Source organism: Butyrivibrio sp. M55 (genome assembly GCF_900116865.1).
Classification (GTDB): domain Bacteria; phylum Bacillota; class Clostridia; order Lachnospirales; family Lachnospiraceae; genus Butyrivibrio.
Genome location: NZ_FPCD01000005.1, coordinates 229,435 through 247,800 on the forward strand (window position 1 = coordinate 229,435; position 18,366 = coordinate 247,800).

Sequence of the window (18,366 nt, forward strand, 5' to 3'; positions counted from 1 at the left end):
ATTAACACCAGTGCAAAAAAGCACAGAAAATAAAACGAAGTTATACTCATAAATAAACCTAAATCATATATTCTTTCTCATACCACTGCTGGAACATAAGAATATACCATATCTGTATCCTGTAAATTCCGCGCTGTGTGAAGTCGGTCCAGATTTTCTCGACAACATCGGGGTCAAGTATACCCTGCTGCCTTATCTTATTTTTATCAAGAAGAGCTTCTGCCCACTGCCTTATTTTATCATCAAGGAGCCATTTGTCTATCGGAATCGAAAAACCTTTTTTCGGCCTGTTGACCATCTCCTTGGGAACGTACTTATAGAGCACGTTTCGAAGAACCTGTTTTCCGACATTCCCTTCTCTTAAGTAATTCCTTGGAAGGCTCCACGCAAATTCAAGTATATCCCTGTCCAACATCGGTACTCTCGTTTCAAGAGAAACCGCCATTGCCGTCCTGTCGACTTTGACAAGAATGTCATCCGGATGATAAACAAGCATATCCATGAGCATCGCATTGTGACAAGGATCTGCGAGAAGGTTCGTATCCATCTCGGTATATTTGTATGAAAGAGACTTTGCTCCGTTCTTGAGCGCAATCTTTTTTACAATAGGATCACCCTCATGCTCAAGCCTGTGAACATCTCCGGGGCCTTTCGCTCCCATGTACATAGACTTAGCCATTCCCGCCACGCTCTTTGAATAAGGGCTGTTAAGCATAAGAACTGATGCGGGTTTTCTTATAAAGTACGGAAGTTTTCCAACCTTACCCCACACTCTTTCAACAGACTCATAGGATCTGTATCCCGCAAAAAGCTCATCTCCTCCGTCACCCGAAAGCGATACGGTAACGTGCTTTCTTGTCATCTTACTAACAAGATATGTCGGAATCTGTGAAGAATCCGCAAAAGGCTCACCAAACATAAAGGAAAGCTGCGGAATTACTTCTTTTGCATCCTTCTCTGTTATATATTCCTCGGTATGAATTGTTCCGAGGTGTCTTGCTATCTCGCCTGCCTGCTCGGCTTCGTTGAACTTCTTATCTTCCATTCCTACGGTAAATGTTCTTACCTTACCGGGAGCAACGGACTGCATGAGCGCAACGATCGTGCTGCTGTCTATTCCCGCTGACAAAAAAGCTCCCAGAGGAACATCGGCAACCATCTGACCTTTTATCGATTCTTTCAGAAGTCTCTCAAGTTCTTCAGCCGCCTCTTCCTTACTTCCCTTGAAAAGATTGCTCTGCCCTTTTACTGCAGTTTCCGTCATCGAGAAATAGCTCTTTGTCTCGGAAGAAAGATCGTCGACATTTACGGTCATGATACATCCCGCTTCAAGCTTATAAATGCCCTTGTAAATCGTATAGGGTGCCGGAATATATCCTTCTGTAAAATAAATATCGAGAACCTCTGTGTTTATCTCATTATCAAAGCCTTCTATAACACGAAGGCAACCAATATCCGATGCAAATGCAAAAGCTCCGCCAACATTTCCATAGTACAAAGGCTTTTCTCCGACTCTGTCTCTTGCAAAAGTGACGGTGTTTTTGTCCATATCATAGACGGCAATTCCGAACATTCCTTTGCACATTTTCAAAGTCTCTTCCATGCCGTAAGCATCTATCGATTCTATAAGAATCTCTGTATCGGAAGATCCGTTAAATTCAGTAACTTTACCCTCCGCGATAAGCTTGTCTTTTACCACGGATGCATTGTATATCTCGCCGTTATATGCGATAACTTTTCGTCCGGAATGTGACATCATGGGCTGAGCACCCTTTTTGGATAAGTCCACAATAGAAAGGCGCCTATGTCCAAGCGCCACTTTTCCATTCTCACTTATATAGATCCCTTCGTCGTCGGGGCCTCTGTGAAGCATCCTGTGGTTCATCTTCCCGATGTTTTCCTTAAGGTCGCCTCTAAACCCGATAAGTCCTGCTATTCCGCACATAATGTCTCCATCGATGTCTGATAAAGTTCTCCGCCGGCGACAATGCCGACAAAGCTTCTTATCAATTGTTCACGTCAATGACGTTGTTTTTGTCAATATATCCCGTAAGATCAAGTTTGTAAGTCTTATTCCCCTCTTCATCTTCCTTCACAAGATCAAATCCCTGAAGCGAATAGAAGTCCTTGACCATCTTGTTCTTGGCTGTCGGATAGTAATATCCGTAAACAGTCTTAATACCTCTTTCACCTGCTTTCTTTGCAAGCGTATCCATCATGGCAAATTCCATATCTCTTTTCAAAACTCTGCAGCTCATAAGCCAGAGGTCGATATGAAGCTCTTCGCCATCCTGCTTGCCTATTACAAGCGAAACTATTCCGTTATCCCCGAACTTATCCTCAAGACGGCCGTAAAGAGTGATGTTACTGCTGTCGTTTGCGGTCTTCTCGATATCATCGGGAGTATATCTCTTTGTTGTAAGATTAAACTGATTGCTCTTGTTTGTAAGCTGGGCAATCCTAGGAATGTACATCTTTTCAAAAGGAGCTATGACAGCTTTCATCTCAAGAGACTTAAGGTACTCGCTGTAATCCTTGAAGCTCTCCTGAAGCTCTGTCCTCTTCCTGTTTGCCATGTACATCTCATTTCTTTTCCTGTCATCCTCAGAAATGGATGTTGTCTCAAAAAATCCCGAGTGATCGAGAATTCTAATATAGTGCTCGGGAGTATCAATCTCAGGCGCATTCACCTTAGGAATCTGTCCCGTAACAATCGCTCTCTCAGCCGGATTGTCATCCACAAAGACAAGTGATTCGGGAAGCACATTGAGCTCTGAAGCGATTGCCTTCATATTCTCACTCTTCGGCTCCCAATTTGCCTTTATAAATACAAAATCATCGGGCTTAAGCGCTCCGTCGGGATGATTAAGTCCCGCAAGCGCATTCTCTTCATCGTTCTTGGAATCAACCGCTAGCACGATACCAAGCTCCTTCTGAGCCTTGATATAATTCTGGAATTCAAGATAAACCTGACCAAGATTGGTCTCCTGTCCTATCTCGATTCCGTCGGGACCGTCGTCGCCTACAACGCCGCCCCACAGTGTATTGTCGAGGTCAAGAACAAGTCCCTTCTTGTTCTTTCCGTAAATCGACTTGATTATATTTGCCACATTAAAACTGAGCGTAGGTATAGCCTGAATGCAGAGCGCATACTTGTACATATGCCATGCAAGAGGATCTGACCATGCATCAAGTCCGTAGCAGGTTGAAAGATAATTTATATCATTTATAAAAAAGCTTCCTTCATCTCCCGAAGCCTTTCTTGCATACTCGGAAAACATGAGATTAAGCCTGTTGATAAAAGAAAGCCTTCCGTGAATGTCATATCCGTCCCTGTTTCCCATAAGCCTGTAAAAAGGCGCCTCGAAATTATTCTGGATGATCGGACAATGATAGAGTTCATGCAGATTGTGCCACATCGTCTCAAAGTGCCTGAATGTATTATCAAGCTTATCCTGTACCGCTGCCTCGCTGTCATCCATAGTAGGATAATCGGTAATATTCCTGTTACTTGTGTGGATAAAGATAATGTCAGGAGCAAACTCTTTTAACTCATCCGAAGGAAACATGGCATCCTGCCAGTACTGTCCGTACTCCGACTCATAGAAAACAGGCTCTATATCATAGTTAAGCAAAAAGAGCTCCAGAATTCTAATGATATCGTGAGTTGTGGAACCTCCGAGCACCGCTATCTTTTTCTTTATCCTGTCCGAGCCGTCAGCAAGAAGCGCCTTCTTTATCGACTTGGACTTTTTCATTATGTAACTGTTGTCAAAGGGATATTCCAGTTCTTTCATCATAAAAAACTTATCCTCTATTATCCTTCCATTATCTTATCAAAATACTTTTTCCACTTGGCATTGGTAACATCGGGACTGCAAATTTCCTGAATTTTGGTAGCCTCTGCTCCAAGCTTCTCAGAAAATTCTTTATCTGACAGTACCTTTGTAATGGCACGTGCCATAGCATCTTTGTCTCCAACAGGAACAAGAAGTCCGTTTACACCGTCATCAATAAGGTCTCTCGGTCCGCCGCAGGGACAATCCGTCGATATACAGGGAAGTCCCAGTGACATCGCCTCAATAAGAGAATTCGGCATACCTTCATGGTTGGATGCAAGTATGAAAAGCGCAGCCTTCTCGATATGCTCCGCCACATTGCTTACATTTCCCTTAAACTCAACTCTTTTTCTTATCCCAAGTTCGGATGCAAGCCTCTGAAGTTTGATGCTATCAGGACCGTCTCCGTAAAAAACAAGTGAGTAATCGGGAAAAGCTTCGCCTGCTGCGTCTTTAAACGCCCTCATTACCATTTCCTGATTTTTATTGCTGTTAATCCTTGCAACCATCACAATCTTCTTCTCACGGTCGCCGATATAGCGCTTTCTGATAAAAGAAGGATTGAGGGAGTTTGGAAGTATTATACATTTTTTCTGAATATATTTGGGGAATTTGGCCTTTGCGCCCTTAGACTGAACAACAACTCCCGCCGCTTTTCCGAAAGTCGCGAGCATGGCCGACTTAAGCCCCACGGTACCGTATTCCATATCGGGATCGGCACGCACGGATACAACAACTTTGATTCCTTCCCTTGTCGCGGTTGAAAGAGCCATTATGTTGTTTTTTCCAAGAAAACTCAGAACCAGATCGGGTTTAAGTTCCTTCCAGATATTACGGAGTTTCTCGTATCTGTTCTTTAGATTTGCTGCTCTGCCTGCCTGTTCTTCTTTAAGAAGTGCGGAAAAGACTCTTCTGATGCCGCCCTTTTCTCCGCCTTCAAGGTCAACCCATACAGGGTTTTCATCAAGATCTGCGACATGGACTGCGTTGGGTGCCCCCGCAGGAACACGCTTCCATGCTGCATGTTTTACTTCATATTCATTTGCCGCCAGATATGTAGTAACGAGAGTAACTTTATAACCCTGCTCAAAAAAATAATCGGCAAGATTAGACATTACTCTCTCCGCTCCGCCCTTTTCGAGCGAACCTATATACATGGCGATATGTTTTTTATTCTCAGAATTCGACAAGTTCGATTATCCCCATACTGATATTATTTAAAAAGGCAACCTTCTTGCCGTCTATACAAGGCGCGATAGTAGGCTCATGTATGACGGTGTAGTGTTTGCTCTCAAGCTCTTTTACAGCCTTGTCCATATCTTCCACTTCATAGCAAAAATGATAAGGGGTATTCTTAAAGCGCTTCAAAAGCGGATACATCGGGGAATTCTCTCCCATGGGCTCAATGAGCTCAACTCTGTAATCTCCGTTTTTCAGAAACTCGATCTTAATATCCCTTATCTCATCGTACTTGGTGGCCTGTTCAACTTCATAGCCAAGCTCAAAAAATTTCTTTTCCGTCTTGTCTATGCTCTTGGCAAGGTATCCTACATGATGTATTTTCATCTTATTATCCCTGTAATTTGCTGATGATAATGTCTGCCATCTCACCTACGTTTTTCATGGATACGATCTGTCCCATGTTGAATTTAATATCAAACTCCTGCTCAATGGCATTTATAAGATTGATGTGCTCAAGTGAATCCCATCCGTCTACGTCTGCTGCCGTTGTAGCATCTTCAACGGTGATGTCGTCATCTTCGAAAACATCTCTGAACACTTCGTTTAATTTCTCAAATACTTCTTCTCTTGTCATTTATTTCTCCTCTTTTCACTTCTGTCAGATCATGTGGAAATTATACCACTGCTGGAATATATAGAATGACCACGCAATCTTGCTGTAGTTAGCTCCCGTTGCGGGGCCTCCGTCTCCTTTTACAACATAATCGTTTATAAAGTTTGAAACATAGTTTACATCAAAAATATCCTGTTTGCTAAGGAAAGATGTGCTGCTGTAATCAAGAAGCTGCTCTCTTAACGGTCCGCGAAGCCATTCATCCATAGGCACGCCGAAACCTGTCTTTGGTCTTTCCAAAAGCTCTTTAGGTATATAGTCATAAGCAATATCTTTTAAGATATGCTTCTTATCGCCCCTATTATACTTGAATCTGTGAGGTATCCTGAACGAATACTCCATAACCTCCGTATCCATGATAGGACATCTTGCTTCAAGCGAATATTTCATGGATGCCCTGTCCATCTTAACCAGAATATCCTCGGGAAGGTATGTATCCATATCAAGAAGCATTCTTCTTATCTGGAAATTATTTACTCCGTAAAGACTCTCCACCGGATACAGAACGGGCTGCATATTGCTTCCAATATTGTAATCCGTCGCAAGATACTGAGCCGCGCTCATCGGGATATCCATGTCCTCATTGCCTGATATAAAGGCATGCGAAGCTCTTACATATCCTTCGGATACAAGCTGTGACTTGGTTTCGGGATCTCTGTTGTTTGCAACAACCTTAACCCTGAACGGCATCTTATCAAGGAGCGTTCCGTCTCCGCTCTTAATACGCGAAAGACTGTGTACAATAGCTCCCGGAATATCAAGAAGCTGCGCCGTTCTTACGTTATCATATACATTATATCCGCAGAAAAACTCATCTCCGCCGTCACCCGAAAGAGCTACGGTGACATCCTGCTTTGCAAGTTTACTTACAAGCATCGAAGGAATCTCTGAGTTATCCGCAAAAGGTTCGTCGTAGTACTGCGGAATACTGCTTACAAGCTCAAACATCTCTTTTTCCGAAATATAGAGCTCTGTGTGATCGGTTCCAAGGTGTTTTGCGATTTCCTTGGCATACTCCGCTTCATTATATCTGGGAACATCAAAGCCTATGCAGAATGTCTTTACGGGCCTGTCAGAATGTTCCTGGGCAATTGCCGTTATAAGAGATGAATCATATCCTCCCGACAAGAAAGTTCCGAGAGGAACATCGGCTATCATTCTGGATGCAACGGACTTCTTAAGTCTCTCTTTCAGTCCTTCCTTTGCTTCCGCATAGCTTCTTACGGGATCTTTTGACATCTCTTTGTATACTTCTTTTATATCCCAATACTTCTTCTTGGTGATCTTACCTGCGCTAAACTTAAGATATGAACCTGCCTCAAGCTTATACACATCGGTAAAGATAGTATCAGGAGCAGCAATATACTGCTGAAGAAGAAATCTTGAAATAACCTGTTTTCTTATCTCCGGCTTAAATCCGGGACACTTCATAATAGGCTTAAGCTCTGAAGCAAAAACAATGTTTTCTCCGTCAAACCAGTAAAAAAGCGGCTTCTTACCTATTCTGTCTCTTATAAGATAAACATCGGATGTCTCTCTGTCATATATTGCAATCGCAAACATGCCGTGGATGTGATCCACCATGTCTATTCCCCACTTGAGGTACGCAGCGATTATGACTTCCGTATCACAATTCGACTTAAACTCATAGTCAGAGAGTTCTTCCTTGAGTTCACGGTAGTTGAATATCTCACCGTTATAGACAACAGATATTCTGCCGTTCTCAGAGTGCATCGGCTGATGTCCCAAAGGAGACAGATCCAAAATTGAAAGACGTCTCTGAGCAAAGCCTATGACATAATCATCTGCTCCTGAATAAATTTCAACACCGCTGTCATCGGGACCTCTGTGATACATGGTATCATTCATGATCCTCAGCTGTTCTTCAGTTATTCTCTTTTTTGAAATATATCCGCAAATTCCGCACATTATTTATATTTACAGCTCCACAGGTAGTTTTTCGAAGTTATCGCGAAGAGCACCGAAATCTTTGCACTCATTATCAATAGAATCGATAAGCTCGACATATTTCTCATTTACAAGTGTCTTATAGTTTTCGAGATTGTCATATCCCTTCTTTGTCCATGCAAAAGGATGTGTCAAAATCTGAACCTTATCATATTTATTTATTGTTTCTTCATCGGGATAACCGTATCTCCAAACATGGTTTGCATCCGACAGATACTTTACATCAAGCTCCGACTCGGGTGTTGCCTTGGGGTCGAATGTAAAAAAGTCATCCTGATATGCGTTGATAATTCCTGAAATCTTGATATTCTCCGCAAGAACGTCGGGTGACGGTCTGTGAATGGAAAAAGAGTTGATCTCGAAACCAAGCATATTGCTGAGCATATCAATCTCCTGCTTAATCCTCTCTCGTATAACTCTCATATCTGTCATTCCGTTTAATGCAAAGTGAAGACCTATATGCTGGCCTCTCTCATGCATATCGGAAAGAATATCCCTGTTTTTTCTGGACAGGATATTATATGAATTATTTGTCCACTGGAAAAAGAATGTAGACCTGAAGTCCATACTCTCTTCGACCTTGGCAAGAGCATGCGCTCTCTCAACCGAATACTCAACGTCGTGTCTCATAATGATAAAGCTGTCTTTATCAAGCGCTTCTTCATATGTGGCATAACGGCCCGTAGCTTTAATGGCACGGACAATCTCTCTGTAATCATCAAATGAAAACATTCCCTTATTCTCCTGTTATTTTCTAATAATCTTCTCTAAATAATCTCTCCACTGCACAAATACAGCTTCGGAATTGGCAATCTGTTCTATCTTGGAAGCTTCATCTCCAAGGCGCTCCGCAAGTTCTCTGTCCTCGATAAGCTTACATATACCCTCGGCAAGCGCATCAGGATCCTTTATCGGAACAAGAAGTCCGTTCTCACCGTCTCTTATAACGGTTCTGGGACCACCACACGGACAATCCGTTGCAACACAGGGCATTCCCATCGCCATTGCTTCAAGAAGCGAATTCGGAAGTCCTTCCCAATCCGATGAAAAGGCATAAACCGCACCCTTTGGTATTTCTTTTTCGAGCTCATCGCTTCCGCCCATGAGAAGAATGTAGTCTTCCGCGTGGTTATCCGCAATGATCTTATCAAGTATCTCTTTTGTCCCGTCAAATGAATCGGGTCCGTAGATCTTAAGAACATAGTCGGGGTGCTTCTCATGCACCTTAATAAAAGCTTCGCACAGCATAGGCTGATTTTTGAAGTCTACAAGCCTAGCGTGATGTACCACCGATTTATCCCTGCTCTCCGGCTTCTTAAGTCCAAAATACTTGGGATTTATCGGGTTTAATATAATGGCTGAATTATCCTGAAGGTATGGTTTAAAGAACTCCTTCTGTCCGGTTGTTTGGAATACACAACCTGCTGCCCTCGGGAACAACCACTTTATCTGTACTTTATCAGAAAATGCGTCATAATGTCCAACCGGGTCTGTCCTTATGGATATTACGACAGGCACGTCACTTTTTCCTGCTGCCATGAGCGCTCTGTAATTGGCTCTCTGCGCAAATGCTATAAGTACATCCGGATGATAATTTTTCACAAATTCTTTGAGATATTTCACACGTAAAAAGAACTTTGTTATCCTGTTCTTTTTCTCATCGCCTTCACGAAGACCTACGTGCACTCTTGTGACTCTCTCATCAAGAGCAAACTCATTCTCATCCACCCACTCAGTGGCGACATACACTTTATAGCCTTCCTTGGCAAATTGATTGGCGAGGTTTGATACCACGCGCTCGGCACCGCCCTGTACAAGGCAGTTCAAGTGAAATGCTATTGTTTTCATAATTACAAAAGTACCGTTCCTACTTTTAATTCTGCTTCAGATTCATATCTGTCTATTCTTATGGATCCGTCAACCGTGCGGACAATCGGCTTTCCGTCGAACATATCCACAATCTCACCGGGAGCAAATCCGGAAAAATCTATCATCTCATCAAAAGGATGTGCTTCCCAGACAGTAACCTTATTCTTCTCATCCTCGGATCCCGCATAGCAGAATGCTCCGGGGAAAGGTGCCGCAACGCCCCTTATAAGATTATAGATATTTCTTGTTCTGTCTTTGAAATCTATCTTTCCGTCTTTGGCCGTACGTTTATTGTACCATGAATCATAGTCTTTTGAATCGGTGTGAATGGGAATCTCACCTTTTTCCATATATGTTGTGACAAGCTTTCTGATAAGATTTTTGGAACAGATCATATTCTTGTACTGAGCCGTTCTGATATCGTCGTGCTCATTTATCTGGAACATCTCCGTTGCAAATACATTCGGGCTGTCCGCATGCTCATCATATCTAAAAAGATTGAGATTAAATCTTGTATCTCCGAGAATAACCGACCAGTTAAGGGGCGATCTTCCTCTTCCGAAGGGAAGATATCCACAATTTCCGTGGAATCCGTAAATTCCACTCTTAAATGCATCAAGAACTTCCTTGGGAATAAGTCTCTGCCATCCCATTACGATTCCAAGATCAAAGGTATTTTCTTCAATGAATTTCTTTGTCTTTTCATCATTAAGAAAGTAGCTCTCTGCCTCAAATACAGGAATACCGTACTTCTCTGTAAGAAATGAAAGTCCCTTAAATCCGGAAACCTGATTGTGCTCAAGGACCTTCGGTGCAATGGTCATTACAAGATCGACCTTGCAAAGTTCCTTCTCAATGAAATCTATTATGTTTTCAGACGTATCTTTTACTCCGAAGACTACAACTTTATAATGCATTATTCATACCTCTTGAAAATTTCATGTATACTTTCTTTGTACTTTTCGGGTGCGTAGAACAGTGCTCTCTCATATGCTTTCTCCGCATATCTTGAAGCTTTGTCCTCATCATCGAGAAGACTCTCTATCTTCTCTGCAAGAAGCTTTTCACCCTCTGTTACGTTATTTGGATCCATATCCACATTCTCGCCGAGATCTGGCACCAGTATTCCGTATGTTCCCTCAATCGCGTCTTTTGTGCTGTCTCCGTTTGGTATCTCTTGGATAAGCTTATCGTACTCACTCTCGCTCAAAAGAATCTCTCTAGGGCCCGTCTTACAGTCAGCGGAAATAACGGGCTTTCCGAGCGCCATTGCTTCAAGCACCGCGTTGGGAAATCCCTCGTGGTTTGAACTGCACACATATATGTCAGAAGCTGCGACATAAGTAAACGGATTCTTTTTTACTCCGGGGAAAGAAGCTTTTCCCTTAATACCAAGTTCTTCCGAAAGCTTTTCATATCCGGACCAGTTTCCGGCTCCGAGTACAACCAGTCTCGCCTCGGGATGCTTTTTATAAACAATTGAAAATGCTTTTACAAGGTGCCATATTCCCTTTATGTAATCGTTTCGTCCCATGCAGGATATGACTTTTACATCTTCGCCCTTAAAAGGCATATCGTCATTCTTCTCATTGCCCTTTGCCCTGACATCCTCGACATCAAGCGGATTATAGATATAGGTGCTCCTGTTATAATCAAAGTCGCGAAGAAGCTGTCTTACAATTTCTTTTGAACATGAAAGAACCTGATCGGATCCTTTGCAGAACATCTTTATATTCTTGGGATTCTCCATATCGGTCTGACAACGAAGTCCCGTAAGAACCTTTTCTTTTCCCTTGGAAAGAACATTTACATAGTTTGAGGAACTTCCAAAGCTGTATGCGATGTCGATTCCAAGGTCTTTCTTTATCTTTCTTGTCTTGATAACTCTCTTTATTACATTGAAAACTTTGTTTACTATGCCTTTCTTTGCAGGCACATCAATATCGATAACTTCAAGACCCGTGACATCGAAATTGATATCTTTGGAACTAAAAATCAGTATGTATACGTTGTAATAATCCTGCATCAGCCGTGCAGTTTTTATGCAGACGCGCTCAAAGCCGCCCTGATGAAGCATGGGCACCATGAGCATTAGATTTTTCTTTTTATCTGCCATTAAAAATTTCCTCTTTCATAAAAATATGCCATCTGTTTTGCCTGTAACTTCACGTCAAATCCGGCATCTCTTAATTTATTCAAAATATAATCGGATGTTCCTTCTCTGTCTCCCAATGAACAGCCGCCTGCGCTGTTGCCTGCGGCTCCAAGTGACTCGTATCCGGCATCTGCCTCATCGTCGGAATCATTGTCGTCAAGGATAAGGTCGTCCAGTATTTTCTTTGACCATTTCTTTGGATCGTCATTGATGCTCATCATGGTAACGAGTTCAGTCACGTCAACTTCAGGTGTCACAGAATCTGACACAACGCACTGAAGCCCCGCTGCCTGGGCCTCTATAACACTTCCGGGAAGCCCCTCATATCTTGAAGGGAAGCAGAAATAATCCATCGCCTGATAATAATCTGCGGCATTACTCTTATTTCCCGCAAAGATACATTTGTCATATATCCCAAGCCTGTCCGCGAGCTTCTTCATATCATCCATTAAAGGTCCCGTACCAAGCATCAAAAGTTTCATGCGAATACCGTGAAGCATGCAGTATTTGTTATCCGCATCATTTTCAAGCATCTTACAAATGCCGAAAAAGACCTGAAGCAAAAACTCATGGTTCTTGGCATATCTAAAGCTACCTACGTGTCCTATAACAACAGCATTGGACACGCCGAGTTCTTTTCTTATCTTATTTCTTTTTTCTTCATCGTAGGCAAAGTTCTTTAAGTCGATGGCATTGGGGATAATCTTTACTTTCCCCTTCTCCATAAGTGTATTTCCAAATACCGCTATCCCTGCCTCTTTCGAACAGGCAAAGTTATAATCGGTAATTCCTTCTTTGCGAAGCGGAGTTCTCAAAAAGTTTGTAGCAACGCCTTTCACGCCCTTATCAACGCCCGCACTCCTTGCGTGCGCAACGAGGATGGGAATCCCGGCTTTCTTTGCGATTGGAAGGTAGATAGCCGCGGTACTAGTCATGTGCCCCTGTACAACTTTCCACTCATCGCGATGCTCATTAAAAAATTTCTTGATCGCAGCTTTGTAATCAAGCAAATTGGTTCCCACAAATTTGGGAAGACAGAATATTCTTCCGCCCAATGAATATACCGTATTATCAAAATAGTCCGGCTCTCGAACTGCCATCAGTTCATCAGAAGTCGGACTCTTTTTCCCTGTCTTATCAGGCGAATAATGGACAAGGAAATCAAACTGGACCCTGTCCCTATTCATATTACGATATAAATCCATTATGCGACATTCAGCTCCGCCTACTCCAAGTCCCCCTAAGACATGTAAGACTCTTATCTGTCCATAGTTATCTTCCATAACTCCTCACTTTATGTTTCTGCTTTTCTTCAGATTAACAACAGTGTATTTGGCCTTAGCTAAAATATACTCGAGAATAAACCTAAGTATTCCCTGCTCTGTAGCTTTCATTTCCATAAGTTCGGAATACGACACAACCTGTGCTGTATTAAGCAGATTGTCTAATTCTTCAAACTCTTTTTCATCCATTGTATTGGTATGATATACGAAAGTGGTTATTCCGTCCCGCTTATCGGAAAGAGTCTTCGCTCTGCTTATCGAAATCGGGTAAAAAATAAGTCCCGACCGCTTATACGGCGCTTTCCCAAAGCCGTCCGTAATCTTAAAAAAACCATTTTTCTTAAGAGCTTTTATCGTATTCCTGTCAAACGAATGTGAGGGTGCCATAAAAACATCCGTCATTATCTTATTTTCCCTCAGAATACGACTTCCCATCATGATCATTTCATCCTGCTTGTAATAGGGAAGGCCTGCAAATTCAGACTTTCCTCCGATGGGAAAAACTCCTGCTTCCTTGGTGGTGTAGACATGATTAAAACCGTGCATTGCAACTGCCCAGCCCGAATCCTGAAGGTCTTTTACCATCTTCCAGAAATCTTCCCGGGGTTCGGAAACATTGACCTTCTCATCTTTACAATCGGGAATAACCCCGATAAGTGGCTTGATACCATGCTTATCGAGTATTCCTTTAAATCTGTCAAATTTCTCCCAATCCATTGCAGGAGTTATGTCATCCATTCGAATTACTATTTTCATAGATTCTCTTTATACCAGTTGATGGCAAGTTCAATTCCTGCCTTGAAATCGTAAGAAGGATCGTAGCCGAGGTTCTGTCTTGCTTTTGAAATATCAGCGTTTGAATCTCTGATATCGCCTTTTCTTGCAGGTCCGTAGTTAGGCTCTACATCAAGACCGAGTGCATCTGTAAGGTGATGATATACATCGATAAGATACTCTCTTCCGCCTGCTCCGATATTGTAAGCCTCTCCTGCTGCCTCTGATGATGCAAGACAAGCTCTTAAGTTACCTTCAATTACGTTATCAACATAAGTAAAGTCACGTGACTGCTTACCGTCGCCGTTGATAGTAGGAGTCTCACCGTTCATAAGCTGCTTAAGGAACTTGGGAATAACTGCAGCATATGCGCCGTTGGGATCCTGTCTTCTTCCGAATACGTTGAAATAACGAAGTCCGTATGTATCAAGTCCGTAGAGCTTCTTATAGAGCTTTCCGTACTCTTCGTCTACTTTCTTAGTAAGTGCATAAGGAGAAAGAACATTTCCTTCCTGTCCTTCTTTCTTGGGAAGAATTGTTGAATCTCCGTAAACAGATGAGCTTGAAGCATATACAAACTTCTTAACTCCGTTCTGTCTTGATGCTTCCATCATGTTGAGTGTTCCTCTGATATTGATTTCCTCGTAAAGAAGAGGCATCTCAATACTTCTGGGAACGCTTCCCCATGCAGCTTCATTTAAAACATATGTAACACCTTCAGTTGCTTTCATACATGCATCAAGGTCTCTGATATCGTCCTCTATGAAGGTGAAGTTCTTGTTCTCCATTAAAGGCTGAATGTTCTCGATATGGCCTGTTGAAAGGTTATCAAGGCATCTTACCTTGTATCCCATATCAAGAAGTGCTTCGCAAATGTTGGAACCGATGAAGCCTGCGCCTCCGGTTACCAAAAATAAACTGTCGTCGTCAAATTTAAGCTCTTTAAAACCCATTATATAATAGTCCTCTTTTCAAATAATAAGGAGGTTCCGCTCTCGCTTCGCAAAAACCAAAAGGAAGTTCCGCTCTCGCTTCGCTTGCCGGAACACGCGCGCACTAGGCTCATAAATACTTCGCCAAGTGCTTACAGCCTCCAATAATCATACTCAGGCGCTTTATATTCGTTCATATCATAGATACCCTTAAGATCCATGAACACCTTTGTCTTATGTTTTGCGTTGAAGAATTTAGCGATATCTGCAGGCTTGTAGCTCTCGAATTCCTTGTGAGCAACAGCTACGATAACAGCGTCCATATCTTTAACGGCATCCATTGTATCGAAATCGATACCGTAAAGTCTCTTTGCTTCGTCGGCATCAGCTTCGGGATCTACCACTACGGGAGTAATTCCGTACTCACCGAGCTCGTTGTAGATGTCGATGATCTTGGTGTTACGTGTATCAGGGCAGTTCTCCTTGAATGTGAATCCAAGAATAGCAACCTTAGCATTCTTAACTGCGATGTCGTTTGCGATAAGGTTCTTTACGCAAGACTCTGCGATATATTTACCCATGTCATCATTGATTCTTCTTCCTGAAAGAATAATCTGTGAATGATAACCGAGCTCTTCTGCTTTGTATGTGAGATAGTAAGGGTCTACACCGATGCAGTGACCACCTACAAGGCCGGGGAAGAATTTAAGGAAATTCCACTTTGTTCCGGCAGCCTCAAGAACGCTCTTTGTATCGATATCCATCTTGTGGAAGATCATTGAAAGCTCGTTCATAAATGCAATATTGATATCTCTCTGGCTGTTCTCGATAACCTTTGCAGCCTCGGCAACTTTGATAGACTGTGCCTTATAAACTCCGGCAAGTGCAACAAGACTGTATACGTTTGCAACTTCCTCGAGTGTCTCTTCATCCATACCCGAAACAATCTTTGTAATGGTATCAAGTCTGTGAACCTTGTCACCGGGGTTGATACGCTCAGGTGAATATCCTACCTTGAAATCAACACCGCACTTAAGTCCGGACTCCTGCTCAAGAATAGGAACACAGATATCCTCTGTTACTCCGGGATATACTGTTGACTCATATACTACGATACTTCCCTTTGTGAGGTACTTACCGAGTGTGTGGCTTGCTCCCTCTACAGGTGAAAGATCGGGTGTGTGATCGTCATTTACAGGTGTAGGAACCGCAACTACGTGGAACTTACACTCACGAAGTTTCTCGGGATCTGCTGTAAATTCAACACTTGTATTTTTAATAGCTTCATCGCCGACTTCTCTTGTAGGGTCGATTCCTTTCTTATAAAGTTCAACCTTGGCAGCGTTAAAATCGTATCCCACTACCTTTATCTTCTTAGCATATGCCACAGCGATAGGCATACCTACATAACCAAGTCCAACTAATGATAGTTTTTCTTCTCCGGCGAGAAGTTTCTCATACAAACCCATTTGAATCCTCCAAATCATTAACATTTCAATGTTAAAGTTTTTTACATAATTATAGATTCTTGAATAAAAAATTCAAGAACACATTTATTATACTACGCCTGTCAAACATCTGTAAAAATCACATTTTTACAGTTCTTTAAGCGTTTGCTCATAAGTTGAAATGACAATTTTTCTGTCATAATTTTTCTCAATAAACAATCTGGCTTTTTGCCCCATGCTTTTCCTGTCATTCTCGGAAAGTGCAAGTATTTTACGTATAGCATCCGAAAGTGCCGAAGCATCCCCCGGCTTAAAGCCTATTCCCGTCACACCTTCTTCAAATGTTTCTTTACACCCGTTTACATCGGTTGCAAGAACAGGTCTTCCGCACGCTCCCGCTTCGAGAAGCACATTTGAAAGTCCCTCATGGTATGAAGGATGTACTATAACATGGCTGTTAGCCATTACAGGTTCTACGCTGTCCAGATGTCCGTGATACTTTACCACGCCTTTTTCTTCAAGCGCCCGTATCATAGGCTCATACTTTTCTCTCTCGTCCTCTTCGTATTCTCCGACAAGATCAAAAAAGACTATATCATTTGCGGAAGTTATCTCTTCCGCAGCCTTAAGATACTCCTCAATTCCCTTATCTTTCATTATCCTTATGACCGCAAGAAAGCGTATACCGTCTTCCTCCGAAGGATATTCCCTGAAAGGATGATCCGTAAGATTTACTCCGGATCCGGGCAAAAGAGCCGCATTCTTTTTTGCAACACCTTTATTCTGCATGAATTCAAGGTTTCTTTTATTCTGAAAAAAGACCTTTACCGCCCTGTTCATCGAAAAAGAATACATCTTCACAAGAATCTTACTGAGCATCCCGCCGCCTTCTATCGCAGTACCGAGTCCGGTAACGTTGCAAATATAAGGGATTCTTAAGAATTTCGCCGCGGATGCCCCGTAAATATTGGGCTTTATCGTATATGTAAGAACCGCGTCAGGTCTTGTCTTCTTCATTATTTTCATGTAACTTGCAAACAATTTGAGGTCTTTTAACGGATTCATCCCGTGTCTTTCAAGATGAGTGTCCACAAGTTCCACGTTCATATCCGTAAGCTTGTGCACATTCTCATCGAAAGGAACAGAAACTATCACCTTGTGTCCCGCATTTTTAAAGGACTCAAGCAGTTCTTTTCTAAAAAGATAAAGACCATTTGCATAGTTCGCCAAAATCAAAATTGTCATTATCAGATTTCTCTCATTCGATCCTCAAGGTTATCCAATGTATCTATGACAACACTGTCATACATCATCATAACGACGTTCTCGTCATACTGCCCGATCTGCTGAGCGTTTTCTTTTTTCTCAACAACATTTCTGTAAATGAATGACGGGAAATCAACTCCCGCGCCGTAAGCATGAAGATAAGCTCCTCCGAATCTCGGATTGATTTCAGAAAGATAATACTCACCGTTCTGGTAAAAGAGATCCATATCGAGAGGTCCGTTGAACTTAAATACCTCAAGCGCTTTCTGTGCAAATTCAAAGAGTTTCTCATCTTTGAATGATATTGTCTTGTTTGCTCCACCGATAGTGGTAGAGATTTTTTTCTTGGAGAAAACCGCAACGGGCTTGTGGCTTATTGTATCGACATAGATATCTGCATCCATATCTTTTCCCGTCATAAGCTCCTGAATAATAAGCCCCGGATCTTTCTCTGTAACTTCCTTAAGAAGTTCATATGTATCAACCTTGCGTGCTCCGACGCTTCCGCTTCCGGTTCTCGGCTTAACGAAGACAGGAAGATTTATATTGCCTTCTTTGTAATCCTTGTCGAAATCATCAAAACAGCCATATGTCTTTACCGTGTTGATTCCCTTTTCCGTAAGGTACTTATACATCTCGAATTTATCAAAGCAAAGCTTTGCAGTCTCCTCGTAGGGAGCAAGCACTTCAACGCCGAGTTCCTCAAACTCTTTTCTGTGCGCCGAAAGAATAGCAATCTCAGGGTCGATAAGTGTCGTTACCGCATCAATCTTTTCTTTCTTGCAAATATCAAGAATAGTAGGGATATACTCGGGCGCCGTTATAAGCGGAACTCTATAGCAAACATCCGCAAAAGCAGGAGCCGGCGCATATACGCTGTTATCCGTAACAACCATATGAACCTTGTCCCCAAGCGTTTTTCTAAAATCTTTTAAAAGTTCACAGCGTCTTCCGACACTGCAAAATAAAATATTCAT

Annotated in this window: 16 protein-coding genes; all 16 read right to left on the minus strand. The window is 42.3% G+C overall.

Annotated features, from left to right (window positions below; translation table 11 throughout):
* Positions 1-58 precede the first annotated feature (58 nt).
* The 16 genes from asnB (BM398_RS08445) to BM398_RS08520 all read right to left on the minus strand — a co-directional run bounded on the left by asnB (BM398_RS08445) (position 59) and on the right by BM398_RS08520 (position 18,366).
* On the minus strand, positions 59-1,945 hold the full coding sequence (asnB, locus tag BM398_RS08445; RefSeq protein ID WP_092337277.1) for an asparagine synthase (glutamine-hydrolyzing): 1,887 nt from the start codon (positions 1,943-1,945) through the stop codon (positions 59-61).
* A 61-nt stretch (positions 1,946-2,006) separates the two neighbouring features.
* Complete coding sequence (locus BM398_RS08450; RefSeq protein WP_330390568.1) at positions 2,007-3,800, minus strand: HAD-IIIC family phosphatase; 1,794 nt, start codon at positions 3,798-3,800, stop codon at positions 2,007-2,009.
* 17 nt (positions 3,801-3,817) lie between these two features.
* Positions 3,818-5,029: a glycosyltransferase gene (locus BM398_RS08455; RefSeq protein WP_092337278.1), complete on the minus strand. Its 1,212-nt coding sequence runs from the start codon at positions 5,027-5,029 to the stop codon at positions 3,818-3,820.
* A complete protein-coding gene (locus tag BM398_RS08460) occupies positions 5,016-5,405 on the minus strand; it encodes a VOC family protein (RefSeq protein ID WP_026656665.1) in 390 nt (129 codons plus the stop codon). Before BM398_RS08460 ends, BM398_RS08455 begins: the two co-directional genes overlap by 14 nt.
* Before the next feature lie 4 nt (positions 5,406-5,409).
* Complete coding sequence (locus BM398_RS08465; RefSeq protein ID WP_026656664.1) at positions 5,410-5,655, minus strand: acyl carrier protein; 246 nt, start codon at positions 5,653-5,655, stop codon at positions 5,410-5,412.
* Positions 5,656-5,679: 24 nt separating this feature from the next.
* The gene (asnB, locus tag BM398_RS08470; RefSeq protein WP_092337279.1) at positions 5,680-7,623 is read right to left on the minus strand and encodes an asparagine synthase (glutamine-hydrolyzing); all 1,944 of its coding nucleotides are present in this window, start codon (positions 7,621-7,623) and stop codon (positions 5,680-5,682) included.
* Between the two features lie 9 nt (positions 7,624-7,632).
* Entirely contained in the window at positions 7,633-8,394 is a 762-nt protein-coding gene (locus BM398_RS08475) for a polysaccharide deacetylase family protein (RefSeq protein ID WP_092337280.1), read from the minus strand.
* A gap of 15 nt (positions 8,395-8,409) precedes the next feature.
* Positions 8,410-9,510, minus strand: coding sequence for a glycosyltransferase (locus BM398_RS08480; protein WP_026656661.1), 1,101 nt, complete (start codon positions 9,508-9,510; stop codon positions 8,410-8,412).
* A 2-nt stretch (positions 9,511-9,512) separates the two neighbouring features.
* Positions 9,513-10,448 carry a methionyl-tRNA formyltransferase gene (locus BM398_RS08485; RefSeq protein ID WP_026656660.1) on the minus strand — a complete coding sequence of 312 codons (936 nt, stop codon included), beginning with the start codon at positions 10,446-10,448 and terminating at the stop codon, positions 9,513-9,515.
* Positions 10,448-11,647, minus strand: coding sequence for a glycosyltransferase (locus BM398_RS08490; protein ID WP_092337281.1), 1,200 nt, complete (start codon positions 11,645-11,647; stop codon positions 10,448-10,450). Before BM398_RS08490 ends, BM398_RS08485 begins: the two co-directional genes overlap by 1 nt.
* Entirely contained in the window at positions 11,647-12,969 is a 1,323-nt protein-coding gene (locus BM398_RS08495; protein ID WP_092337282.1) for a glycosyltransferase, read from the minus strand. The genes BM398_RS08490 and BM398_RS08495 overlap by 1 nt, the downstream gene beginning before the upstream one ends.
* A gap of 6 nt (positions 12,970-12,975) precedes the next feature.
* Positions 12,976-13,725: a DUF2334 domain-containing protein gene (locus tag BM398_RS08500; protein ID WP_092337283.1), complete on the minus strand. Its 750-nt coding sequence runs from the start codon at positions 13,723-13,725 to the stop codon at positions 12,976-12,978.
* Positions 13,722-14,696: an SDR family oxidoreductase gene (locus BM398_RS08505; protein ID WP_026656655.1), complete on the minus strand. Its 975-nt coding sequence runs from the start codon at positions 14,694-14,696 to the stop codon at positions 13,722-13,724. Before BM398_RS08505 ends, BM398_RS08500 begins: the two co-directional genes overlap by 4 nt.
* Positions 14,697-14,827: 131 nt before the next feature.
* Positions 14,828-16,144, minus strand: coding sequence for a nucleotide sugar dehydrogenase (locus BM398_RS08510; RefSeq protein WP_092337285.1), 1,317 nt, complete (start codon positions 16,142-16,144; stop codon positions 14,828-14,830).
* A 126-nt stretch (positions 16,145-16,270) separates the two neighbouring features.
* Positions 16,271-17,368: a glycosyltransferase family 4 protein gene (locus tag BM398_RS08515; RefSeq protein WP_092337286.1), complete on the minus strand. Its 1,098-nt coding sequence runs from the start codon at positions 17,366-17,368 to the stop codon at positions 16,271-16,273.
* 2 nt (positions 17,369-17,370) lie between these two features.
* On the minus strand, positions 17,371-18,366 hold the full coding sequence (locus BM398_RS08520) for an ATP-grasp domain-containing protein (protein WP_092337287.1): 996 nt from the start codon (positions 18,364-18,366) through the stop codon (positions 17,371-17,373).

Excerpts from the sequence above, each read along its gene's own strand:
- BM398_RS08505 (WP_026656655.1), bottom strand. The coding sequence starts at position 14,696 with ATGGGTTTTAAAGAGCTTAAATTTGACGACGACAGTTTATTTTTGGTA.
- BM398_RS08510 (WP_092337285.1), bottom strand. The coding sequence starts at position 16,144 with ATGGGTTTGTATGAGAAACTTCTCGCCGGAGAAGAAAAACTATCATTA.
- BM398_RS08495 (WP_092337282.1), bottom strand. The coding sequence starts at position 12,969 with ATGGAAGATAACTATGGACAGATAAGAGTCTTACATGTCTTAGGGGGA.
- BM398_RS08485 (WP_026656660.1), bottom strand. The coding sequence starts at position 10,448 with ATGCATTATAAAGTTGTAGTCTTCGGAGTAAAAGATACGTCTGAAAAC.
- asnB (WP_092337277.1), bottom strand. The coding sequence starts at position 1,945 with ATGTGCGGAATAGCAGGACTTATCGGGTTTAGAGGCGACCTTAAGGAA.
- BM398_RS08500 (WP_092337283.1), bottom strand. The coding sequence starts at position 13,725 with ATGAAAATAGTAATTCGAATGGATGACATAACTCCTGCAATGGATTGG.
- BM398_RS08465 (WP_026656664.1), bottom strand. The coding sequence starts at position 5,655 with ATGACAAGAGAAGAAGTATTTGAGAAATTAAACGAAGTGTTCAGAGAT.
- BM398_RS08480 (WP_026656661.1), bottom strand. The coding sequence starts at position 9,510 with ATGAAAACAATAGCATTTCACTTGAACTGCCTTGTACAGGGCGGTGCC.
- BM398_RS08460 (WP_026656665.1), bottom strand. The coding sequence starts at position 5,405 with ATGAAAATACATCATGTAGGATACCTTGCCAAGAGCATAGACAAGACG.
- BM398_RS08475 (WP_092337280.1), bottom strand. The coding sequence starts at position 8,394 with ATGTTTTCATTTGATGATTACAGAGAGATTGTCCGTGCCATTAAAGCT.
- BM398_RS08450 (WP_330390568.1), bottom strand. The coding sequence starts at position 3,800 with ATGATGAAAGAACTGGAATATCCCTTTGACAACAGTTACATAATGAAA.
- BM398_RS08515 (WP_092337286.1), bottom strand. The coding sequence starts at position 17,368 with ATGACAATTTTGATTTTGGCGAACTATGCAAATGGTCTTTATCTTTTT.
- asnB (WP_092337279.1), bottom strand. The coding sequence starts at position 7,623 with ATGTGCGGAATTTGCGGATATATTTCAAAAAAGAGAATAACTGAAGAA.
- BM398_RS08520 (WP_092337287.1), bottom strand. The coding sequence starts at position 18,366 with ATGAATATTTTATTTTGCAGTGTCGGAAGACGCTGTGAACTTTTAAAA.
- BM398_RS08490 (WP_092337281.1), bottom strand. The coding sequence starts at position 11,647 with ATGGCAGATAAAAAGAAAAATCTAATGCTCATGGTGCCCATGCTTCAT.